The following is a 23,971-nucleotide window of genomic DNA, read 5'->3' as shown; positions in this document are numbered from 1 at the left end:
ACAAGTTGTTCTTGTGTTCGTTGTTATTTAGTGTACCAAAGATATCGTCTATCATCTGGTGAGCTTGATATTGTAATACGTTTTGTTTTACTCTGTCAAGCTTTATTTTAATTCTTTCTAAGCTTCGTAACTTGTTTTACTTATTTGTAAACTCTTCGTCGCTCAGTGGTGGCGTATTATACGTGAATTAGAATGGGTGTCAACAGGAAAATATAAATAATTTTAAAATAATGGCTAACTTTCTTTTATACCGATGATTTCATTCATATTTTAACTGTTTAAAAAACTCAAATCTTCTTCTGGACGCTTGGTAAACACTTCACAGCCGTTTTCAGTGACCATCAGTGTGTGTTCCCATTGGGCGGACAATTTACGGTCTTTAGTAATTACCGTCCATTTATCGGGTAAGGTTTTGGTTTGCCATACACCTTGGTTAATCATTGGTTCAATGGTAAATGTCATGCCTGTCGTCAGTTGTAAACCGGTATTTTTTTTACCATAGTGCAGAATTTGTGGTTCATCATGGTATACGTCACTAATTCCATGTCCGCAATATTCTCTTACTACGCTAAAACGCTCGGGTTCAGCCACCGCTTGAATCGCTGCGCCAATATCGCCTACATAGGCGCCATTGCGAACAGCTTTCATCCCTGCATATAGTGCGTCTTGGGCAATTTTGCAGATACGCTGCGCCATGATAGATCCTTCACCGATAATCCACATTTTTGAAGTATCACCATGATAGCCATCTTTTATCACTGTGACATCGATATTGACGATATCGCCATCTTTTAGGATACGGCTGTCATCGGGAATACCGTGACAAACCACATGGTTGATTGAAGTACAAAGCGTGTGCTGGTAGCCATGATAGCCGACATTGGCAGGAATGGCTTTTTGGACATCAACAATATAGTCGTGGGCAAGCTTGTCTAATGCCCCTGTCGTTACACCTTCTTTGACATATTCATCTAACATCACTAAAACATCGGCGGCCAATTTACCAGCGACGCGCATTTTTTCAACGGCTTCAGGGTTATTTAATAGTGTTTTCATACAATAATTATCTGATTTTGCAAAAATTTAAGAAGACGTATTATAGCCCTTTTCGCCTTTTTCACAAAACTACTATTTGTTTAAACAGTTGTTACTTGAATTTTGGACGGGTTGTAACTATTGTGATATTCTACAATGACAACAAGGGTTAGGAACGTCTATGGCTAATTCAATTAATATCGATACACAAAAGTATGTAAGACCGTCTGAAGCTGAAATCAAGGCAAATTTGAATGATGAGCAATATTATGTGACACAGCAAAACGGCACTGAACGCCCTTTTAGCCATGAGTATGATCACCAATTTGAACGTGGTATCTATGTGGATATTGTCAGCGGTGAGCCGCTTTTTAGCTCATCAGATAAGTATGACTCAGGTTGTGGTTGGCCCGCCTTTAGCAAACCGATTGATACAGCAGTAATCAATGAATTGTTTGATGACAGTCACGGTATGCGACGTACTGAAGTACGCAGCCGTGTTGCTGATTCGCATTTAGGCCATGTGTTTAATGACGGTCTTCCTGAGCTTGGCGGCATGCGCTATTGCATCAATGGCGCATCGCTACGTTTTATCCCTGTAGATGAGATGGAACAAGAAGGTTATGGTGACTTAATCGGATTGGTTGAATAATTACCATCTGCATTTGCTAAAACATATAGCTTAACCATATAAAAATGTGTTAAAATAGCAGTTTGTCATTTTATCTTGAAATGGCAGATTGCTTTTTTTATTTACTAACATGACACACACATTGCTATTTTCAAGCTAACAAACTTGATAAGAGTTAAGCTGGGTGTTTGCAAATTTGATTAATTAAAATCCTGTAGATTTTGATGCGTGTTTGCAAATCGGCTTAATCGGTAATGTGGAGGCATAACCCAACTTTACTTAAGGAAATCTCATGGCGTCAGCTAATCCTACCCAAGTTTCAATGCGTGATCTTTTAGAAGCCGGTGCACACTTTGGTCACCAAACTCGTTTTTGGAATCCAAAAATGGGCAAATTTATTTTTGGTGCACGTAACAAAATTCACATCATCAACCTTGAGCACACCGTTAAAGCGATGAACGAAGCACTAAACTTCGTAAATCGTGAAGCAGCACGTGGCAACAAAGTACTATTTGTTGGTACTAAACGTGCAGCAAGCAACGTTATCAGCGAACAAGCCGCTCGCGCTGGTATGCCTTATGTTGACCATCGCTGGTTAGGTGGCATGTTAACCAACTGGAAAACCATCCGTCAGTCAATCACTCGTTTGAAAGAATACGAAAAACAAGCTGAAGATGGTACGTTTGCAAAGTTAACCAAACGTGAAGCGTTAGAGCGTACTCGCGAAATGGAAAAACTTGAGCGTGCCTTAGGCGGTATCAAAAACATGAACGGTCTACCTGATGCAATTTTTGTGGTTGACGTTGACCATGAAGCGATTGCAATCAAAGAAGCAAAAAACTTAGGTATCCCTGTCATCGGTATCGTTGATACAAACTCAAACCCAGATGACGTAGATTATGTCATTCCTGCCAATGACGATGCGATTCGTGCGGTAACGCTATACGTATCAGCGGTTGCAGATGCAATTATCGCTGGTAAAGAATACGCTAAAACTCAAGGCGGCAAAGCAGCAAATCAAGAAGAAGTAACTGAAGCACCCGCAGAAGCTGCGGCAGAATAAGGGTTACCGTAGTATCATAGCAGCGCATTGCTTGGGTTGTTATGATACTGTCATCAAAATTTTATAAACTAACTTTGATGAGTAAACACAAAATTAGCTTCTAAAAATTCGAATTTGTAGCGTAATATTAAAGGGCAAAAATCACCCATTTTTGTCCTTTAATCTTCAAATGTTTAGACAATAAACAACCCAATTCTCATCTATAATGATAATCAATTGAGGTATCTCATGGCAGAAATTAGTGCAAAACTGGTAAAAGAATTACGTGACCGTACAGGTCTTGGTATGATGGAATGTAAAAAAGCCCTGCAAGAAGCAGACGGCGACATCGAAACCGCAATCGATAACCTGCGTAAATCAGGTCAAGCAAAAGCTGCTAAAAAAGCAGGTAACATTGCTGCTGATGGTGCTATCATTATCGCTCAAGAAGGTAACAAAGCCTTACTACTTGAAGTAAACTGTCAAACTGACTTCGTGGCAAAAGATGCTAACTTCACCGCATTTGCAAACAAAGTAGCTGAACTGGCGCTTGCTAACGATACCACTGATGTAGCGGCTATCTCTGCATTGCCATATGGCGATGGTCAAACGGTTGAAGAAGCCCGTGTTGAGCTCGTACAAAAAATCGGTGAAAACATCCAAGTACGTCGTGCAGAAGTGATTGAAGGTGACAACCTAGCCTCTTACCGTCACGGTATTCGTATTGGTGTAGTGGTTTCTGTTGAAGGCGGTAACGCTGACACCGCAAAACATGTAGCGATGCAAGTTGCGGCATTCAACCCAATCGCTGTTGATGAAGCCAATGTACCTGCTGATACGCTAGCACGTGAAAAAGACATCATCGAAGCGAAAGCGAAAGAATCTGGCAAACCAGACGCCGTGATTGAAAAAATGATCACCGGTGGTCTACAAAAGTACTTGAATGAAGTGACTTTGTTGAACCAACCTTACGTTATCGACAACGAGAAAAAAGTTGGCGATATATTAAAGTCTGAAGGTATGACGGTTAAAGCATTCAAACGCTTAGAAGTGGGTGAAGGCATCGAGAAAAAACAAGAAAACTTCGCTGAAGAAGTAGCAGCGGCTCAAGCAGCAGCAGCTAAATAATAAGTGAAAACCGCTAGGTTGTAGACTTATTAAAAATACCCCATAAATTTGGGGTATTTTTTTGTCTAATTTTTTTTTAAATTCAAAAAAGCGAGTTGAAGGCTCGCTTTTTTATGTGAAGCGATTATTTGTAGATGAAGCGATTAATTGGCTGCGGCTAACGCTTGCTCAAGGTCAGCTTTGATGTCCTCAATATGCTCAATACCAATGGATAAACGAATCATGTCTTCGCTGACACCTGCTTTTTGCAACTCTTCAGCATTTAACTGGCGGTGCGTGGTAGTGGCGGGATGGCAAGCAAGTGACTTGGCATCACCAATATTGACCAGACGGGTAATTAATTGTAGCGCATCAATGAATTTCGCCCCTGCTTCACGGCCGCCTTTTAACCCAAAGGTTAGAATCGCTGATGGCTTACCACCAAAGTATGTTTGCGCAAGCTTATGCTCTGGATGGTCGGTTAATCCTGCGTACTTGACCCAAGCCACTTGTGGATGATGGTTTAAAAATTCTGCCACGGCTTGGGCATTTTGGCAATGTCGCTCCATACGCAAGGCTAACGTCTCTAGCCCAAGCATAATTTGCCAAGCATTCATTGGGCTTAGTGCCGCACCGGTATTACGTAAGGGCGCAACGCGTGCACGTGCAATAAACGCCGCAGCACCCATGGCTTCGACAAAATTGACACCATGATAGCTGGCATCTGGGGTATTTAAAATCGCGAAACGTTCTTTGTGAGCGCCCCAATCAAATTTGCCACTATCGATAATCACACCACCCACCGACGTGCCCGAACCACTCACATATTTGGTCAATGAATGAATCACAATATCAGCACCATGCTCAAATGGACGGCACAATGTTGGCGTGGCGACGGTGTTATCAATCACCACAGGTACACCTTTGCTATGAGCAAATTCGCTAATTTTTGCGATATCTAGCACATTACCCAATGGATTGCCAATACTTTCACCAAATATCAGTTTGGTACGCTCATCAATCAAATCAACCAAAGTCTCAGGTTTGGTATAATCAAAGAAACGCACTTCGATACCTTGACGTGGCAACGCATGGGCAAATAAGTTGTAAGTACCGCCATACAAAGTTGATACTGAGACGATGTTATCGCCTGCCTCACATAGGGTTTGGATGGTATAAGTAATCGCCGCCATCCCGGATGCCACCGTCAATGCACCGATGCCGCCTTCTAACGCTGCCATACGCGCTTCAAGCACCGCATTGGTTGGGTTCATGATACGGGTGTAGATATTGCCGGCAACTTTAAGATCAAAAAGGTCAGCACCGTGTTGGGTGTTATCAAAGGCATACGAACTGGTGTGGTAGATAGGGACAGCGACAGCTTTGGTGGTCGGTTCTGGTTCGTACCCTGCATGAATGGCGAGCGTTTCTGGGCGATGCGGTGGGCTCATACATATTCCTTTAATTTAGTTTAATTAGCAAAAAAATCTCTTTTGCATTGTAACGAGTTATTAATCAGTTTTGCAAATTCACAATAGAGCATTATTGGAACATTAATGCTGTTTTTTGGAATATCGATTCGTGGTGAATTGGCGTCTAAACGCCCGCGTTTAACACAGCTATAAGACAGTACATTGTAAACTATAGCTGATGTGAGTTTTAATTTTTTATAGATAATTAATCAGGCTTGCTCGGCTTGTTCATTGATTAAATGTTCAGTTAAATTCAACATCTCTTGATAGGAATCAAGTTTAAGCATAAAGCTCGTAAAATCATTGGTTTGAATATGAGATAGCCGAGTTAAATGTTTTAGCTCATACACCAAACTATTGACAACATCATCATATTGTTTGAGACGTAAAACTTGGGTATCATCTGCTAGTGTTTGTGTTATTGTTAGCAAGGTCTTGGCTTTTGTCACTAACTGCTCTTTGTCCAATACCTGCCCATATAAGGTATCCGTTATGACCGCAACAGTGGCTCTTTTGGTGGCAATAAAATCATCAACTGTTTGCGTATCTAAACTTAATAGATAGACGGCACGACTGATAAATTTATGGTATTCATCTTTTACCTTATCGATTTGCTTTGTTAAAAGCACCGTTTCGGTAATATCTACCACGCTGACAAATAAATGAATAGATTTTTTATTCGCGCTTTTCACCACCCGTAAAAATTCAAAATGCAGGTATTTCTTGTTGGTAACGCCTGTTTCATCTAAAAAAATCAACTCGACTGTTTTAAGTGGGTTGATATCTTGAATCAACTCTTCATCCACGTTGGATTGGTACAGGTAATTGATAAAATGCTGTGTCGCTCTGATATCTTTTTCGCTGACCATATTTTGTAACAACTGGGGTAATGTAAGCCCAGCTAACTGCTTGCGCCCCAATAACTGCTCTAGTTTTTTGGAATAATGCTCACCAATGACCATTTTATCATCGATGAGAAACAAGCCTTTTTTGACTGTGTTCATGATATCGCGCATATCGGTCTGCGCTTTATCAATCGCCACATCATCGTGATACATGTGTCTGATGGTGTAATGGATAAAAAAGATGATATAGGCTATCAAAGCAAAAAAACTGCAATAGGTCAAATAGCGCGAATAATCTGCGGTACGGTAGGTGTCATTGAGATAAGTGTCATAGCCAATATTCATCAACGACCAAATTTTGGCTTGGTTATGATAAGCAAACTCAGCCAATTCAACTTTGCCTTTTTCATCTTGCTCAGAGACTTGCGCGATTCTTTGGCGATAGTCTTGCCAAATAATGGCAAATTCATCCATCGCCGTTTCTTGCTTTGGATAGCGGGACAACTGTGCCATATAACCGTCTAACTCAGCCGCCTGTTTTTGTAAGGTCTGAATGATTTGTTGACTATCGTTGTGAGGCGTTACTGTTAGATGCTGCGCACTGGTTGCTATCTCAAGCGTCAAATCACTGATGTTGCCAATGATATCCATATGCTGGGTAGACTGGGTTAAAAAACGCGCAATGTATACATTGATAATCACGAATGATAGCACAAACAAACACAGCACCACTAAGCTTTGTAAAAGAAGCCGATACCTTTTGGTACGCACCATATATTGAAACAAGCTATCGTTATTGCTGACTTTCACGTAATTACCCTAGACCAAGATAAATTAGAAAAGATAAATTAGAAAAAATAAATAATAGATAAAACTCACCATTAAATACACAATTTACCAAAAGCTTTGAACCTGGTTATATGGGTTATACTGCTTATACCATCATAAACCCTAGAGAGCAATTCAGACAAAAACACCCTTAAAATAGTATCAAATACGCATAAACTAGCCTGCCAATTTAGCAAAAACAAGTGTAAAAGTATCTTTGGCTTGTAAAAAAACCCATAATGACCGTTGTCAGTATGGGTTTAACCAATGATATTAAAGCAGGGGTATTAAAGCGATAGTATCGAAGCCCTATGATTAAAGCGTTGACTCGTATCTAAATTAGCTTATAGCTGTAACTCACTGATATCTGCAACCGTTAAAAATAACCCACGCACTTTTTTTAGCAACGCCAATCGATTGGCTTTGAGGTTAGCATCTTCACTATTCACCATCACCTGCTCAAAGAAGTCATCCAATGGCTGCTGCAGTGTCGCTAGAGATTGTAAAATCTGGGTGTGGTTGGCGTTGTCAGTGTGTTGATGCGGCTCAATACTTTGCGCTGCAGTTTGCACCGCTTGGTACAATGCTTTTTCGGCAGGTTCTTGTAAATAAGCCGTTTGTATTTGGCTTGCAATCTCACCCTCAGCCTTGGCTAAAATATTGGCAACACGTTTATTGGCCTCGGCAAGTTGTTTGGCGGGTGGCAAATCACGGAAAGCTTGGACGGCTTTGATACGATGGTCAAAATCCATTGGCACTTGCGGTTGTAGCGCCTGTACCGCCATAATTGTATCCACGCTCACGCCTTGGTCTTCATACATGGCACGGTAGCGTGAATTGATAAACTCCATCACTTGTTTAAAAGTTTTTGGTAAGTCATCAATTTTGCCTACATAACCCAATAAAGCTTGCTCAAGCAATACTACTAGATTTAGTGGCAGTTGTTTCTCAATCAAAATACGCAGTACCCCAATCGCCGCGCGGCGCAGACTAAACGGGTCTTTTGAACCCGTTGGCGCTTGGTCAATGCCAAAAATACCGACCAGCGTATCCAAACGGTCTGCTAATGCCAGTGCCGTTCCAATGTTGGTCGCCGGTAATTTATCACCGCTAAATTTTGGCAGATATTGCTCTTCGATTGCCGCCGCCACCGCTTCTGGCTCTTGGTTTAAACGCGCATAGTAAGTCCCTGCCACGCCTTGTAATTCTGGAAATTCACCCACCAAGGTACTGGCAAGGTCTGCTTTTGACAGCAAGCCTGCCCGTGCCGTTTGCTCAACGTCTTCGCCAATTTGGGTAGCAATAAAGGCAGCTAGCTTGGCAATACGCTCAGATTTTTCCCAAATTGTCCCTAACTTATCTTGGAATACGCGGGTTTTAAGATTTTCAGTCAGCGCAAACAATGGCTGTTTTTGGTCTTGTAAAAAGAAAAACTCAGCATCAGCAAGGCGTGGACGTACCACTTTTTCGTTACCGGCAATCACTTGCGCTTTATCTTTACTGTCGATGTTACTGATAAAGATAAAATAAGGCTGTAATTTACCTTGGCTGTCAGTCAAACAAAAATATTTTTGATCCGCCTGCATGGTGCTAATCAAGGCCTCTTGTGGCACTTGTAAAAATCGTGGCTCAAAGCTTGCGCGTAGCGCTACTGGATAATCGACCAGCGCAGTAACTTCATCAAGCAAATCTTGTGGTACGATAGCAGTCGCGCCTACTTCATCGGCAAGCTGTTGGACTTGCGTTTTAATCTGTTGTTGGCGTTTGTCAAAATCAGCGATAACGTGCGCCTCGGCAAGGTTTTGCTCATAGCTGTCCGCCGTGTCAATTCTAACCTTATCAGGATGATGGAAACGATGTCCAAGACTATAACGACCCAATTCAACGCCCTGCGACCCTGTCTCACCCGACGTTAATCCTTGAATCGTCGCTGGCAGTACTTGGTCGTCTTTGAGTAGCACCAACCATTTGACAGGGCGAACAAACTCAGAACGCTCTGCGCCACTGCGCATGCGTTTGGCAATCGGCAACTCATCTAAGGCTTTTTGAAAAATACTCGGCAGTAACTCAGCCACAGGCTGACCGATGACATTCATTTCATAGCCGATATAATCGCCTTTATCACCTTTGATGGTAATCAAATCCTTGACGTCAATACCCAAGCCTTGGGCAAACCCTTGTGCCGCTTTGGTTGGATTACCGTCCTTGTCATAGGCAGCTTTGACTGCAGGACCGCGTTTTTGTTCGATTTTATCGGGCTGTTTTTCACTAATTCCTTGAATCTGCAAGGCAAGGCGACGCGGGGCGGCAAAGCTTTTAATGGTATCAAAGCGAATATTGGCATCTGTTAGCGATTGGGTGACATGGTCGTTAAGTGCATCGCGCAATGTTTTTAGATTTTTTGGGGGCAATTCTTCGGTGCCAAGTTCAAATAAAATAGTAGACATGCTAAAGCCTTGTTGATTCAAATAGGGTAAATATAGGCGATTATAGCAGAAATTTAAGCCATAAAAATGCCCCATCATTGGGGCAAATCAAGAAAACCATCAGCGCAAAACGAAAATTAAACTTATTGGCTGGCGCTTGCCGAAGTCGTTACAGCGGTTTTGGCGACTGGCGTATTTGGTGCCGCTTTTGGTTTGGCTTTGGCAGGATTGACCACAAAGTTAATGCCTAACAGCAACAGCGTCACCCCTAAAATCGGGCGCAATTTTTTCTCAGGTAGTTTACTGCTCAATAATGTGCCTACAATAATGGCAGGAATCGCGCCAATGAGCAAAAAGGTCAACATGTGAAAATCCACACTGCCTGACAGCAAATGCCCGAGACCTGCGACCAAAGTTAATAGCACCGCATGTACCACATCCGAGCCGATGATACGAATGAGGGGCAATTGGGGAAAAATGAGCACCAGCGCCATGACGCCAAATGCCCCTGCCCCAACCGACGATAAGGTCACTACTACCCCGAGCAATATGCCCATCAGCACCAATTTATATTTGGGGATTTGGGAGGTGAGACTGTCAGTTTGGTCAGTTTTGCGGTATTTGTCAAAAAACGCCTCGATACGGTTGCGAAAAATCAGCGAAATCCCGGTAATGGTCAACATCACGCCCAATATCAAGGTCATGATTAGTTTGATGGCGTTAATATTACCCAAGTAAGTAGCGACGAGATAATTGGTGACAATAGAGGCTGGAATACTACCAATCGCTAGCCATAGCACGATTGGCCAAACGACATTTGATTTTTTAAAATGTACCACACCACCAAAAAACTTGGAAATAGCGGCGTATAGCAAATCGGTGCCGACAGCAATATGCGGCTCTACTTTTAGCAGTAAAATCAGAATCGGCGTCATCAGTGACCCACCGCCCACACCCGTCACACCCACGCAAAATCCGACAAAAATACCCGCTAAAATAAAATAAAGTTCCACTCACCGCCCCTTATTACATGGCTTACTTGCTGCGGCTATTGTAGTAGAATAGCGCGTCGTTGCCCTGTGGCGATTGTTGATATAAATATGCGAGATTAGAATATTCTGATAATTTGATATTTTTTATTAGCGTTGATAACAAAATAAGCAATAAAATAAGGCATGAAAAAAGGCAATAGAACCTATCTATTGCCTTTTTTAGTTTGACCGTTCAAAGAAAATTTTTTCGTCGATGTGATGAAACTATTGTGATGTATCCGCTTCTTTCATCTGTTATTTTGAAATAGCTTCTTTTGGTAGATATTTTTCTAACGCATCGGCTTTATGTGCGTCATCCGCCAATGGGAAGCCCAATTTGGCGCGCGTTTCTACATAGCTTTGTGCGACCTTACGCGCCAAGGTACGCACACGCAGAATAAAACGCTGACGCTCAGTGACTGAAATCGCCCCACGCGCATCCAACAAGTTAAAGGTATGTGACGCTTTAAGCACCATTTCATACGCAGGCAGCGGCAGATTAAGACCGACCAATTTATCGGCTTGGCTTTCATAAAAATCAAATAATTCAAACATTTTTGCCACATCGGCATGTTCAAAATTGTAGGTCGATTGCTCTACTTCGTTTTGGTGGAATACATCACCATAGGTGACACGACCAAATTCCCCATCCGTCCATACCAAGTCATACACACTGTCCACGCCTTGGATATACATGGCAAGGCGCTCAAGACCGTACGTGATTTCTCCTGTCACTGGGAAACACTCAATACCACCGACTTGCTGGAAGTAAGTAAACTGGGTAACTTCCATGCCATTGAGCCAAACTTCCCAACCAAGCCCCCAAGCGCCGAGCGTGGGTGATTCCCAGTTGTCTTCTACAAAGCGGACGTCATGGGTTAGCGTATCGATGCCAATCGCTTTGAGTGACCCCAAGTACAATTCTTGAATATCAGGTGGATTGGGTTTGAGTACCACTTGGAACTGATAATAATGTTGTAACCGGTTTGGGTTATCGCCATAGCGACCATCCGTGGGACGGCGTGATGGCTGTACATAGGCGGCATGCCAACGCTCTGGACCTAATGCTCGTAAGAAAGTGGCGGTATGAAACGTGCCTGCACCCATTTCCATATCGTAAGGCTGTAACACCACACAGCCTTTTTCTGCCCAATAATTTTGCAAAGTTAAAATCAATTGTTGAAACGTCATCATACGAGAATTACCACTATATAGTCGGTGATTAGGCAAACCGTGTTTATCAAAATAGGTGTTCACGTGATTTTGATAAAGCGTCAGTTTTTTTAATTAGTCACATTAAAAATTTAAATTTTTTTGCGTCGCAAATAGCACTTAAAATAGGCAGTACAATTGCCGAACGATATTTTTACTTAAAACGCCCAAAATAGCAAACTTATCCAATTTTTTAGCTAGATCTATTGCCATGATTATTGAGCAAATTAATTGGCTGGCAAAACTACAAAGCATTAAAACAATATACATTTCGCGACAAATCAGTTACCGCATTTTAGCACTTTTTTACTAGATTTACGAAAATTCCTGTTACCCTTGAATAAGAGATTTTGACGATTGATTGTTAGCTTTTTTTATGCGCTTTTAGCTTTTTTAATCGCTTTTTTTTAAGAAAAATCAGCCAAATTTGATACGTCATCCATTGTCGTTTTAGTTGGGTTTTGACTTTTAATTTTCATTTTTTACCGCCATAATACCCTGTACAAGCTTTTACTTAATTTATGTTAAGTACTTGTTTTTAATAACTTTTCATGAGGTCAACCATGCTTATTTCGGCAAGTCTATTATTAGCTGCTACGTCGTTAACTTCTAACTGGTTGTTTTTAATCGTTCTAGTGACTGTCGGTATGCTAGCGATTGCGTTTACCCCTTATCGTTTTGTGTTGGGCTATTTTATGTTGGGCATGGTGTACTGGATTTCGGTGGAAGGGCTGCATTGGGCAGTGGTCACGCTGTCACCATTGACTGGTACGGATGCATATGTGGCGGCTATTGGCTTATCGATGATTCCGATTGTGATAGCATTAAATGGAAAACCCAAGTTCAACAAAGCCGCAAGTCAAGCTGCTACCAACCAAACCATGTTAAAAAGTAGTGTCCAAATGAGCGCCGGTCATCGTCCTGTGGTGTTAGAAAAAGATACCGATTTTCATCAAAACTTTGTTCGTCATGCCTCTGTGTTTGACTCAAAATAGTGATAACAACCTCGTAACCTTATCGCTATAGCTAGTTATTTAACCCATCATGTTGATGGGTTTTTTATGCGCTTTAGCTTGATAAAAGGTAAAAGATGTTCTGTGTAACGCTGTTTAAATACACAAATTAAACGCTTTGATTACAAAAAATGATACTGATATGTTTAAACATTACTGTAACTTGGCATGGATGACCTTATAATATAGTGTATAACAAAGCTATTAAATCGTTTGTAGTAGCGAATTATAATTTCTTTGAAATGAGTGACTTAAGTATCGTCATTTATTTCAAGACCTTGCGTATTGCAATATCTATAAAATCTATAATTTTGGAGGACACGTATGTTATCTCAATTAACCCAAATCAAATCAGATCCCCTTGACGTATTATTGTTTGCCGTTGGCTTGCGTCTAACCCAACTTGCCAAAATGGGCGATGACAAATTTAAAGGCTTATTAGAAAACCGTAATTTTACCATTCAACTCGGCAGCGACGCGGAACAAACGTCACGCTATTATGAGATTAATAACGGTACTTTTAGCCAACATGCAGGTCCAGCCAAAGAGCCAACATTGACGATTACCTTTAAAGACTCAATGACGGGTGTGAAATTGCTCACTAAAGGTGAGGCGACGGCATTTATGACGGGCATCCAAAATGGTGACTTAAAAATGTCCGGTGATTATTCACTGCTGATGTGGTTTAACCAAATCGCAAAATTTATTGTGCCAAAAGTACCTGAGCCACTTAAACCTGTGGTTGAACAAGCAAAACCCTTGATTGAAAAAGCCACACCTTTTGCTAAAGAACTTTGCAGCAAAGCCCTAGCAATGATTGGGGGCGCGAGCGCGGGTAAAGCATCTGGTAGCAGCAAATACTTTAATGAAGCCAACACCAAAGATGTCAATGCTGACAGTGATTCTGAAGCTACGAGCAAATTAGACACCCTTAAGGCGAAAGCGGCTGAAATTAAAGATGATGCGGTGGAAAAATTTGATGAGCTAAAAACCGAAGCCAAAGAAAAAATCGATGCACTCAAAGAAGATGCGAGCGGAAAATTAGCGGATATTAAAGACACCGCTAACGAAAAACTTGGCGAAACCAAAGAAAAGTTGGATGAGGTTAAAGCGCAAGCGGCTGATAAAATTGATGACGCTAAAGAAACTGCCACTGAAAAGCTTGATGAAGCAAAAGCAGCCAAAGATGATAAACTTGCGGATGCTAAAACCAAGCTTGAAGACGTCAAAGACCAAGCAGCTGAAAAATTAGCCGATGTTAAAAGCTTGGCGGGTGAAAAACTAGATGATGCTAAATCAAAGGTTGAGGAATTAAAAACCCAAGCCGATGACAAACTAGATGCGCTAAACGATGAAGCCAAAGAAAAAGTCAGCGAGGCAAAAGATAAAGTCGAACAAGCTAAGCAAAAGCTGACCGATGAAACGACGAGTGATTCTGATGCATCCGATAATAAAGCCATCGAAGAGAAGTATGAAGCGGCTAAAAATACTACTAATGCTCAAGATAGTACGGCAGATGATGATAGTATCCGTCCTGACAACGTGTTTGCCAAATCAGCCGATAATGACAACTTAACGCCTGCGCTGCGTAAATCTGCTGAAATTGAGGCAAAGCATGCGTCTGATGAGGTCATTGCCGACAATGTCAAAACTAGCGCAGTCACTGATGATAAATCACCTATCACCAATATTTCCATTACCCGTGGTGATAGCTCTCAAGACAAGTAAGCCATTGTCATTAAATGATAAAAAACAATCACTTTAGGTGGTTGTTTTTTTTTGGTATGATGAGACACCTTTTATCATTTTTAGCTTTGTTTTAATTAGGATTATAGCTGTCATGGCAGACTTATTAGCAATTCAACAATCAGAGCAACCGATTGGCACCACACTGACCCCCCAAAGCCGCCCAACTCGCGAGCAAATCCAAGCTTGGTTTGAATTACCTTTGATGGATTTACTATTGCTCGCGCAAAACAAACTTCGCGAACACTTTCCACCCAATGCGGTACAAATCAGTACACTGCTATCAATAAAAACAGGTAATTGTCCTGAAGATTGTGGCTATTGCTCACAGTCAGGACACCATAGCACCGACTTACAACCTGAAAAGAAAATCGAAGTACAAAAAGCGATTATCGAGGCCAAAAAAGCCAAAGCCGCTGGCTCTAGCCGTTTTTGTATGGGTGCGGCATGGAAGCACCCAAACGATAGAGATATGCCCTATGTGGTTGAACTCATTAAAGAAGTCAAAGCATTGGGGTTAGAAACCTGCATGACGCTTGGCATGTTATCAGGTAACCAAGCGCAAGTACTTGCTGAAGCGGGACTGGATTACTACAACCATAACCTTGATACCTCACGCGAGTACTATAACCATATCGTCACCACCCGTAGTTATGATGACCGTCTAACTACCCTTGACCATGTGCGTCAAGCAGGCATTAATATTTGCTCAGGTGGTATCATCGGTATGGGTGAAAGTCGTGATGACCGCATCAACCTACTCACAGAACTGGCTAATCTGCCGAAACCCCCTGAATCAGTCCCAATCAATATGCTGGTACCCATTGAAGGCACGCCGATTGCAGATCAGCTGCAAGGCACGCGCTTGCCTGTGCTTGAGTGGATTCGCACCATTGCTGTCACGCGCCTTGCTTGCCCAACTAGCTATGTGCGTATTGCCGCAGGTCGTGAAGGCCTAACCGATGCAGAGCAAGCCATGCTGTTTATGGCAGGTGCCAATTCTTTCTTTTATGGGAATCGTTTATTGACCACCGATAATGCTACCACCAACCATGATGATCAGTTGATTGCCGATTTAGGGTTGACGGTTGAAAAAGCCGAGCCTAGACAAATCCCGGTGACCAATGCGATGAATGGTCGCATCGGGAGTTTGGCTGTCGTTTGATATGCCAAGAAACCGCCGAAGTGGCGGTTTTTTCTTAGATGCTTTAACGATGCTTTAACAGAGTTAAACAGTATGTTAGTCAATTTTTCCCTTCAATCAGCCCTTGATGAACAGCGCCAAAAAGACCTGTATCGTCAACTGACGCCCATTAGTCATGGCGTCACGCCCACCATTGACATAGATGGCAAAACCTACGTCAACTTTGCCAGCAATGATTATTTGGGACTTGCCACCGACCCGCAACTCATACAAGCATTTAGCCAAGCTGCAAAAACCATCCAGCAAGTGGGTAGTGGCGCGTCGCACCTGATTACGGGGCATACGCTTTGGCATGAACAGTTGGATATCACCCTTGCCCAAGTGACAGGCTATGAACGTGCATTAACTTTTAGTACAGGGTATATGGCGAATGTCGGTGTGATTCAAGCGTTGTGTGGTAAAGACAGCGTGATTTTCAGTGATAAGCTCAATCATGCCTCCATTGTCGATGGGGCAATCCTTAGCCGTGCCAAAGTCATGCGTTTTGGGCATCGCAATTATAGCCAATTAGAGCAGCTGCTGTCGCAAAGTAGCGCTAAGCAAAAACTGATTGTAACGGATCATATTTTTAGTATGGATGGTACTATTGCGGATTTGGCTGCGCTGCATGCGTTAGCGGTTCGCTATGAATGCGCCTTGATGGTCGATGATGCCCACGGTTTTGGTTTGCCCTATCAGGCTTATAAAAAAGCCCAACCGCAAGCGGATATCTATATCGGCACCTTTGGTAAAGCGATAGGTACCAGTGGCGCATTTGTCGCAGGTTCGAGTGAGCTGATTGACTATGTGACCAATTTTGCCCGTTCATTTATTTATACCACGGCGATGCCCCCTGTGCTTGCCAGCGTGACTGAAACTAGCATTGCCATGTCGCACACCGATACTTTGCGCAGTGACCAATTACTTGCCAATATCAAACAGCTGAGTCAAGGGCTATTGCAGCAAAATTGGCAAGTAGCTATTGATAATCAAATACCGACCACAGCCATTATTCCTGTGGTCATTGGCAATAATGACAGAACCCTGCAGCTTGCCAACGCGTTAAAATCTCGCGGTTTTTGGGTGTCGGCCATCCGCCCACCTACAGTGCCGGTAGGCACAGCACGGCTACGCTTTTGCGTAAGCGCTCGCCATAGTGAACAACAAATCTCGGATTTACTTGCTGTCATGCAGACTTTAAAATAACGGCTATTTGCAGACTTTTTTAGGGCAAGTTTATTTAGAGTAAGCTGATTTAGAATAAGCTTATTTAGAGCAAGCTTGTTGAGTTGCATCATCATTGGGGTAAGCAATGACAGAATATTTTTTATGGTTTAAAGCTTGGCACGTGATTTCATTGGTGTGTTGGTTTGCCGCGATTTTTTATCTACCACGCTTGTTTGTGTATCATGCCATGAGTGCCGATAAAATCAGTCAAGAGCGATTTGCATTGATGGAGCGTAAACTGTATCGCGGCATCATGACACCTGCGATGATTGCCACTTGGATTTTTGGCTTGTGTATGCTACTACCCAATTGGGACAGTTATAAAACCCAAGTTTGGCTACATATTAAGCTAGCCTGCGTCATTGCGTTGACGGTATATCATGTAGCTTGTGGTCGATTTCGCTTAAAACTGATTGACAACCCTAACTATAAAACCCATGTTTTTTGGCGGTGGTTTAATGAGGTGCCGGTGTTTATTTTAGTCGCTGTGGTGATTTTGGTGATTGTTAAACCGCAATTTGGCGCGTAATCATTTTAGCACTTCAGGGATCAAATCATAGCGCAAGGGTTCAATCATAGAAGGTTGCCATGATTGCCTGCGCTATGTTCGGTGAGCGCAAGGTGTAAATACGGGTCAAGGTCAGCTTGTTTGAGCAGCCAATCGACATAATCAGCCGGCAAGTCTTTAATGGCAACCCCTTTATGTTTACCAAAGCGCATTACCGTGGGTTTTCGGGCATGTTCACTGGCTTGATACAGCTGTGCCATATCGGTGATGTGATGCTGATAGCAGATAGCTTTTAAGACCAAAAAGGTAAACCAAATATCGTATTTGGCACCATGCGCGAATTTGATATTTTTTTTGGCAACCTGCGGCTCAAAAAAACACAGTAACGCACCCAAACTATGGCTATCTAACTGCGGGAAAAAATGCCGTGCCAGTGCCAAAGTGCAAATACGCTTAATGTTTGATAAATCACATTTGGCATTGGTCAGTACGTCAGCATCAAAGTCAATATTGTGCCCAATAAGATACTCGCAGTCTTCTGGTAACTGAAAATCAGTATGCGGCGGCTTGTCTGCCACATCGTCGTCAAAAATCCCTGTGATGGCTTGGCTGCCCAAAGTAATTTTTTTGTGTGGGTTAAAGCGCTGCTCAAAGGCGTTGTGGGTCTGTAATATCAGCTCGCCTGCTGGACTAAACACCACGCCAATGTAGGCAATTTCGGTTGCATGTGGCTCAACTAATCCATGCGCTTCTGTATCTAAAATATAACTACTCATAACCTTAAAACTTACTAAATCGCTCAATTCACCCGTTGTAGACAATCATCATACACGATTTGGCGATAGCTTCGTTAGGTTTTAAGTATCTTATTCTCAGTATCTTGGGTACATCAATCGCTGCCTAAAGGTTTTGCTTGGTATTTGCCACTTCGCTAACCCTGTTAAATTAGCCAACTCAACCAACAAGGGTATGGGTCTCAGGATAACGAATACGGGTCGGTTTAGGGGTGGCGATAAAATACGCCAAGGTTAACGGTCCAAGACGCCCCATATACATCATAAACATAATCACCCATTGCCCGGGCTCACTCAAGGTCGGGGTGAAATTTCGCGATAAACCGACGGTTGACGATGCCGATATCACTTCAAATAAAATATCAGTCAAATGCCCTTCTGGCTCACATATGGTTAAAATAAACGCCGCTAAAGCAATCATCAAAATCGAGGTGCTCATCACCGCAAACGATTTTTTTACCAAGTGATCAGAGATAGCACGATGGAAAATCGTCACTTGCGGGTGCTGACGCAAATATGCCCTAGTCGATGCTAGGATAACCACAAACGTGCCGATTTTGATACCGCCACCTGTGGACATTGAGCCTGCGCCAATAAACATCAATATAAAAGTCAATAACGTACTGGCATCTGTCACTTGGCTATAATCAATATTATTAAAGCCTGCAGTACGTGACGTCACCGCCATAAACCAAGACGCAAACCACTGCCCAGCTTCGCTCAATCCGCCAATCGTTTTGGCGTTATGACGCTCAAGTAACCAATACCCCATACAACCAATGATATTGAGCGCTAGTGTACCCAAAACCATGACCTTGGTGTGCAGGGTAAATTTTTGCCAGCGCTTGTGTTTGATGATATCTAAAATCACCAAAAACCCGATACCGCCCGTGATAATCAGCAGACTTATGATAAAACTAATCATCGGCTGGTGCACATAGGCAGTCATATTGTTGCCATTTAGCGCAAAACCTGCATTGTTAAACGCTGAGATACACAGAAAAAACGCTTCATACATCGCATCTTTTAGCCCTTTTAGCGGTGCTAACAATAGCGTTAACCCTAAAAAACCCAAGCTCTCGGTGATAAAGGCAATTTTGATTACCGCTTTGGCGGTACTGCCAATTTGGTTGCTATGAGTACCCAACGCTTCTTGCGCCGTGATTGAGCCGGATAATCCCATTTTACCTTGCAGACTGGTCAATACCAAAATTGCAAAGGTCATAAAGCCTAGACCGCCAAATTGAATCAGCGCGGCAATCACCAGTTGTCCAAACGTGGTATAGTTAGCGGTATCTACGACATTTAGCCCCGTGACGGTCACCGCAGACGTCGCGGTAAAGGCTGCCGCTAGGATACTAATCGGTTGAATTGTTGCGATTGGCAATGACAGCAAAACCGTCCCCATCACAATTAACGCTAAAAACCCCAAGGACAAAATCGCAGGCGAGGACAACTGCAGTCCCTGTTTGGTAGGCGGCTCTAGGTCGTGAGTGCTGGGTTTTGATTTATCAACAATCTTTGGTTTTTCGCCTTTTTTGACTTCACGAAACGGCATATCTACACCTAATTACCTTTTTTGCGTGAGTGGTGAGCTAAATAGCCGTTTGGCGAATGGCTTTGGCAAGGCGACGCAGCGCTTGGGTATCACCACCCACCACCAATTTATCCCCACCTTGAAAGAAAAAGCCATCGGGTAATTGGTTAAAGATTTGCTGGTTGCGTTTTAGCATGATAAAAGTAATATCAGGATGGCTGTGTTGTACATCCGACCACGGGTGCCCTCGCCACTGCTCAGGCGGGTCTAGACGAACCAAAAACTGCTCGTCACCCAATGCCATGTATTGTTTGACCATCGGATAGTTCATTTTTTGGGCAATACGAATCCCCATGTCTTGTTCGGGGTGAATAATATTATTCACGCCTAAGCTTTTTAGGATTTGGTGATGGGAGTCGGTTTTGGCTTTCACCCATAGGTTTTGTACGTTTAGGCTTAGTAGGTTGAGTGTACATAGCAAGCTGGCTTCAAGGTTATCACCAATGCTCACGAGCACGCCGTCGAAACTTGCAAGGTCAAGCTCTTCTATGGTGTCTTTGTCGGTGGCATCAGCAATCACGGCACGGGTGACATGTTCACTGATGTCATCGACCAGTTTTTCATCAATATCAATCGCTAGGACTTGGTTGCCCAATTTTTCAAGCTCTCTAGCGCAGGTAATACCAAAAACACCCAGTCCGATAATGGCAAATTGCATTTTGATTTTTCCTTTCTTAGCCCACTTCCTGAGCAATTTTTTTTAAATCATCAATACAGATAACATATTTTCTCATTATTTTTTAGCGCGCTGACGACTGGCTTCATACAACACCATGCCAGTGGCGACACTGACATTTAAGCTTTGGATTTGCCCATGTTCATTGCCGGGCATCGGGATATAAACCAGCTGGTCGCAGGTATCTGCGGTCAAACGGCGAATACCGTCACCTTCTGAGCCCATCACAATCGCCACATCACCTGTCAAATCACAGTCTTGCACGGGCTTTGCCGTGTCATCGAGTGCCGTACCAAACACAAACACCCCTTGTTTTTTGATGTCAGTGAGCGTACGCGCAAGATTAGTGACTTGGATAAAAGGCATTAATTCCACCGCACCGACGGCGACTTTTGCCACGGCTGGGGTGATGCTTGAGCTATGATTTTTGGGAATAATGACGGCTGAGACGCCCATTGCCACAGCGGTACGCAAACACGCGCCAAGGTTATTCGGGTCGGTGATTTGATCAAGCACCAGTAGCAATAGCGGTTTTCGCTCGGTTTGGTGTTTGTCAACGAGGTATTTGAGATCTGCCTCATCTTGGAGTTCAGCAAAGCGGGCTTGCAATACCACGCCTTGATGCTGCGGACTTTCTGCAAGCTTGGTGAGTTTGTCTTTGGCGCTGATTTGTATCGCAATCCCGTAGGTTTGGGCAAGCTCGGTGATGTTGGCTACCGTGGCATCATCTTGTTTTTTACCGTCTTGAATAAAGAGTGTCAACCCATCGATACCGCGGTGTTGCAAGATGGATTGCACGGCATGAATGCCATAAAAATAACTCGGTTTTGCCATGATTGATGACCCTTTTCTTCAATTTTATATTTGCCTTGCCCCTAGCCTTGTATATTATTCGCTAGCCTTCTAGGTGGCAAATGTACTGCACGACTGCTTCATTACGTAGCTCATAACTGCTATGCCCTTCGACTAAAAACGCTTGACCGGCACGGTAATAAGTAAATTCTTCCTCGCCTGCCAGTTTGACTTCGCACTCGCCTGCCAAAATTTCGATACGTTCAGATGAGTCGGTTTTAAATTCATAGGCTGGCACATCGGCATCACAAGGTAGCACGATTCCTAGCATTTTTTTGCGTCCATCTTCAAACCAAACGGTCCGACTAAAAGTACGACCTTCATAGTAAACATTCGCTATTTTTTCTACCGATACATGGTCGAAACGATTAGGTGACGTCATGAGATTCTCCTTAAAATACACAGTCAGTTGACTTGATAACGCTGCCTTGTTATAAAAAATTATAAAGAATTATAAAGATGGGCAAGTCGTTTTGCGGCAACCCGCTTTTTTTAATCGACAAATGGGTTTTATAATCAAACGCAGTCCGTGACTTGTCGCAATCAGCCAATGGTATTGCCGATAGATTGTTAACGGTTGATAAAAAATTATGTTCCGTTATCCTTGTGCAGACGTTGTTTAGACCAATAGAATATCATCAAATTTAGTCAACTTTTATGACAATCTATGTTTTATGACAATCGATGAAACCGCCCTCAACTTGACTAGGCGAAGATTGCTAGACACAGATACCCATCAAAGATAGCCAGCTGACGGAAATTTGGATTTTTGCGTTGCTTATTTTGTAATTGTCCCAATTATGCTATTGTTTAGTGTGAAACAGCTAGATGGAATTTTTACTGATTTTTGAAGACTTGTCTAGGATTATTGTGAGCTTTTCATGACAAGGTTACAATAAAGTTTTTGCAAATTTGACCGCCAATGTGCCACTCTTAACGTCAATGATAGGATTGATATGCTGACACAGTTAACCTTACAAAATTTAGCACTCGTCACCAATGCTGAGATTGAGATGAATGCTGGATTTAACATTATCACTGGCGAGACAGGTGCTGGTAAATCACTGTTGCTTGACGCCTTGACCTTGTGCGTGGGTGGTCGTAGTGACGCAGGTTTGATTCGGCATGGACAGACCACGGCAGACGCTTTTGCAGAATTTAATATCGGTCAATTACCCGAAGTCATGGCATGGCTTAGTGAGCAAAATTACCCATTTGAAGACGATACGCTGCTGATTCGCCGGCAACTTGCTAACCAAAACGGTGCGCTTCGTAGTAAAGCTTGGCTCAATGGCATGCCCATTAGTATGAATGAGCTTAAAACCTTGGGTGGGTTACTGGTCAATATTCACAGCCAACATGCCCAGCAAAGTTTGCTGCGTCCGCAGTTTGTGATGGAATGGCTTGATAGCGCCACGGGCTTAAATAGCCAAGCAAACGACGTAAAACAGGCTTTTTTGCAGTACGAACGCCTTAAATCACAAGCCGCCCAGCACGCCAAAGATGAGCAATTGCGCCAGCAGCAAATTCAGCTATTGAGCAATCAATTAGCCGATATTGAGCCAATTGCCACTGTCTTATACAGTGAACTTGAAGCTGAATACGATGAATTATCTAACCTTGAAAACCTCATGCAGCAAGCCGCCTTGTCGGTGCAATTACTGGATAATGACAGTGATGAGCCCGATGTGGTAAGCCTGCTTAATCGGGCGATTAAACTGTGTGAAGCGCAAACCGAGCTTAGCCAAACCTATGCGGATTGCGTTGAACAGTTGTACTCAGCACATACCCAAATCGCTGAAGTGGCTAGCACTTTGAGCAATTATGCCGAAGGACAAAGCCTTGACCCCAAGCGGTTAGCGTTACTTGATGAGCAGTTATCGACGTTCCACCGACTCGCGCGTAAATATCACACCACGCCTGAAAGCCTTGTTGAAGATAGCCAAGCCTGGCAACAGCAATTAGATGATTTGCAATCAGTGATGTCGCCTGAAGCGATGGCAGAGCAAATTGAAGAAGCTTATCAAGCCTACCTGCAAAAAGCCCAAGCGTTGGATGACAGTCGCCAAGCCAATGCTAAGACATTAGCTGAAGCGCTAGTCGCACGGTTAAAAGCGTTGGCATTGCCCAATGTGCAAGCGGCATTTGAATTTACCCCACTTGATAAACCGCAAAGTATCGGGTTATCGCAAATTGAACTGCTATTTAGTGCCAATGTCGGTATGCCAATGCAACCGATTCACAAAATCGCCTCAGGTGGTGAATTATCACGACTAGCCCTTATCATGCAAGTCATTGATGCACAAGGAGTTTGCCGTAATACGACGACCGATATGGCAACCACCACCCGTCAGCTATTGGTATTTGATGAAGTGGATGTGGGTATCAGTGGTGGCACGGCGCAAGTGGTGGGCGAGTTACTGCGTGAACTGGGTGAAGAACAACAAATCATTGCTATCACTCACCAATCGCAAGTCGCGGCACAAGCCCATCAGCATATTTTGGTGTACAAAACCCAGCAAGAGAAAGCCCAGTCTCACTTAAAAATCCTGTCGGGCGATGACCAAGTGCAGGAATTAGCGCGCATGTCGGGCGGGGTCAATATCACCGAAGACACGCTCAAACACGCGCGTAGCTTGCTAGCAAGTCGCCGTGTCAGTTAATTTAATATCGCTTGTCGCTTTTAATGTTTATTGTTTTTAATGTTTGCCGCTTTTAAGTCGCTTTTAATTAGGTATGCCACTGA

20 protein-coding genes are annotated in these 23,971 nt (G+C 43.1%); 9 read left to right on the top strand and 11 right to left on the bottom strand.

Features of this window, described 5'->3' with window-relative positions; all coding sequences use genetic code 11:
* Nucleotides 1-270: 270 nt before the first annotated feature.
* On the bottom strand, nucleotides 271-1,056 hold the full coding sequence (map, locus tag RTL34_RS06095) for a type I methionyl aminopeptidase (protein WP_062332270.1): 786 nt from the start codon (nucleotides 1,054-1,056) through the stop codon (nucleotides 271-273).
* 160 nt (nucleotides 1,057-1,216) lie between these two features.
* On the opposite strand from map, the gene msrB reads away from it, so the two are divergent.
* The 3 genes from msrB to tsf all read left to right on the top strand — a co-directional run bounded on the left by msrB (nucleotide 1,217) and on the right by tsf (nucleotide 3,836).
* Nucleotides 1,217-1,687: a peptide-methionine (R)-S-oxide reductase MsrB gene (gene msrB, locus RTL34_RS06090; RefSeq protein WP_096489404.1), complete on the top strand. Its 471-nt coding sequence runs from the start codon at nucleotides 1,217-1,219 to the stop codon at nucleotides 1,685-1,687.
* Between the two features lie 271 nt (nucleotides 1,688-1,958).
* The gene (gene rpsB / locus RTL34_RS06085; RefSeq protein ID WP_007115803.1) at nucleotides 1,959-2,729 is read left to right on the top strand and encodes a 30S ribosomal protein S2; all 771 of its coding nucleotides are present in this window, start codon (nucleotides 1,959-1,961) and stop codon (nucleotides 2,727-2,729) included.
* Between the two features lie 228 nt (nucleotides 2,730-2,957).
* Nucleotides 2,958-3,836: a translation elongation factor Ts gene (gene tsf / locus RTL34_RS06080; RefSeq protein WP_050324910.1), complete on the top strand. Its 879-nt coding sequence runs from the start codon at nucleotides 2,958-2,960 to the stop codon at nucleotides 3,834-3,836.
* Between the two features lie 143 nt (nucleotides 3,837-3,979).
* On the opposite strand, the gene RTL34_RS06075 is transcribed toward tsf, so the two are convergent.
* From RTL34_RS06075 to glyQ, 5 genes are all read right to left on the bottom strand, one after another.
* A complete protein-coding gene (locus RTL34_RS06075) occupies nucleotides 3,980-5,266 on the bottom strand; it encodes an O-acetylhomoserine aminocarboxypropyltransferase/cysteine synthase family protein (RefSeq protein ID WP_312115456.1) in 1,287 nt (428 codons plus the stop codon).
* 230 nt (nucleotides 5,267-5,496) lie between these two features.
* Nucleotides 5,497-6,942, bottom strand: a complete 1,446-nt coding sequence (locus RTL34_RS06070) for a hypothetical protein (protein WP_312115454.1) — start codon at nucleotides 6,940-6,942, stop codon at nucleotides 5,497-5,499.
* Nucleotides 6,943-7,304: 362 nt separating this feature from the next.
* Complete coding sequence (glyS, locus tag RTL34_RS06065; RefSeq protein WP_312115452.1) at nucleotides 7,305-9,407, bottom strand: glycine--tRNA ligase subunit beta; 2,103 nt, start codon at nucleotides 9,405-9,407, stop codon at nucleotides 7,305-7,307.
* A gap of 122 nt (nucleotides 9,408-9,529) precedes the next feature.
* Nucleotides 9,530-10,399, bottom strand: a complete 870-nt coding sequence (locus tag RTL34_RS06060; RefSeq protein ID WP_312115450.1) for a sulfite exporter TauE/SafE family protein — start codon at nucleotides 10,397-10,399, stop codon at nucleotides 9,530-9,532.
* A 273-nt stretch (nucleotides 10,400-10,672) separates the two neighbouring features.
* On the bottom strand, nucleotides 10,673-11,608 hold the full coding sequence (gene glyQ, locus RTL34_RS06055) for a glycine--tRNA ligase subunit alpha (protein ID WP_065253959.1): 936 nt from the start codon (nucleotides 11,606-11,608) through the stop codon (nucleotides 10,673-10,675).
* A gap of 572 nt (nucleotides 11,609-12,180) precedes the next feature.
* Here glyQ and aciT point away from each other — a divergent pair.
* The 5 genes from aciT (at nucleotide 12,181) to hemJ (ending at nucleotide 17,327) form a co-directional block, all read left to right on the top strand.
* A complete protein-coding gene (gene aciT, locus RTL34_RS06050; protein ID WP_312115448.1) occupies nucleotides 12,181-12,624 on the top strand; it encodes an AciT family ciprofloxacin tolerance protein in 444 nt (147 codons plus the stop codon).
* Nucleotides 12,625-12,966: 342 nt separating this feature from the next.
* Complete coding sequence (locus RTL34_RS06045; RefSeq protein ID WP_065252165.1) at nucleotides 12,967-14,370, top strand: hypothetical protein; 1,404 nt, start codon at nucleotides 12,967-12,969, stop codon at nucleotides 14,368-14,370.
* Between the two features lie 112 nt (nucleotides 14,371-14,482).
* On the top strand, nucleotides 14,483-15,553 hold the full coding sequence (gene bioB, locus RTL34_RS06040) for a biotin synthase BioB (protein WP_312115444.1): 1,071 nt from the start codon (nucleotides 14,483-14,485) through the stop codon (nucleotides 15,551-15,553).
* Between the two features lie 72 nt (nucleotides 15,554-15,625).
* Nucleotides 15,626-16,777: an aminotransferase class I/II-fold pyridoxal phosphate-dependent enzyme gene (locus tag RTL34_RS06035; protein ID WP_312115442.1), complete on the top strand. Its 1,152-nt coding sequence runs from the start codon at nucleotides 15,626-15,628 to the stop codon at nucleotides 16,775-16,777.
* 106 nt (nucleotides 16,778-16,883) lie between these two features.
* Complete coding sequence (gene hemJ, locus RTL34_RS06030; RefSeq protein WP_007115035.1) at nucleotides 16,884-17,327, top strand: protoporphyrinogen oxidase HemJ; 444 nt, start codon at nucleotides 16,884-16,886, stop codon at nucleotides 17,325-17,327.
* Nucleotides 17,328-17,371: 44 nt separating this feature from the next.
* On the opposite strand, the gene RTL34_RS06025 is transcribed toward hemJ, so the two are convergent.
* The 5 genes from RTL34_RS06025 to ppnP form a co-directional block, all read right to left on the bottom strand.
* Nucleotides 17,372-18,082 (bottom strand): exonuclease domain-containing protein, encoded by a 711-nt coding sequence (locus tag RTL34_RS06025; RefSeq protein ID WP_312115440.1) that lies wholly within the window; start codon nucleotides 18,080-18,082, stop codon nucleotides 17,372-17,374.
* A 178-nt stretch (nucleotides 18,083-18,260) separates the two neighbouring features.
* Entirely contained in the window at nucleotides 18,261-19,658 is a 1,398-nt protein-coding gene (locus tag RTL34_RS06020) for a TrkH family potassium uptake protein (protein WP_312115438.1), read from the bottom strand.
* A gap of 37 nt (nucleotides 19,659-19,695) precedes the next feature.
* Nucleotides 19,696-20,355, bottom strand: a complete 660-nt coding sequence (locus RTL34_RS06015) for a potassium channel family protein (protein ID WP_312115436.1) — start codon at nucleotides 20,353-20,355, stop codon at nucleotides 19,696-19,698.
* A 75-nt stretch (nucleotides 20,356-20,430) separates the two neighbouring features.
* Nucleotides 20,431-21,207 carry a 23S rRNA (guanosine(2251)-2'-O)-methyltransferase RlmB gene (gene rlmB, locus RTL34_RS06010; RefSeq protein WP_312115435.1) on the bottom strand — a complete coding sequence of 259 codons (777 nt, stop codon included), beginning with the start codon at nucleotides 21,205-21,207 and terminating at the stop codon, nucleotides 20,431-20,433.
* A 61-nt stretch (nucleotides 21,208-21,268) separates the two neighbouring features.
* Nucleotides 21,269-21,607, bottom strand: coding sequence for a pyrimidine/purine nucleoside phosphorylase (ppnP, locus tag RTL34_RS06005; protein WP_007115041.1), 339 nt, complete (start codon nucleotides 21,605-21,607; stop codon nucleotides 21,269-21,271).
* Between the two features lie 574 nt (nucleotides 21,608-22,181).
* On the opposite strand from ppnP, the gene recN reads away from it, so the two are divergent.
* Nucleotides 22,182-23,888 carry a DNA repair protein RecN gene (gene recN / locus RTL34_RS06000; protein WP_312115433.1) on the top strand — a complete coding sequence of 569 codons (1,707 nt, stop codon included), beginning with the start codon at nucleotides 22,182-22,184 and terminating at the stop codon, nucleotides 23,886-23,888.
* Nucleotides 23,889-23,971: the final 83 nt, after the last annotated feature.

It is taken from the genome of Moraxella sp. CTOTU47915, assembly GCF_031986685.1.
Lineage (GTDB): Bacteria > Pseudomonadota > Gammaproteobacteria > Pseudomonadales > Moraxellaceae > Faucicola > Faucicola tetraodonis.
Note: the sequence above shows the minus strand (reverse complement) of the source record. Positions and strands in the feature narration are given on the sequence as shown.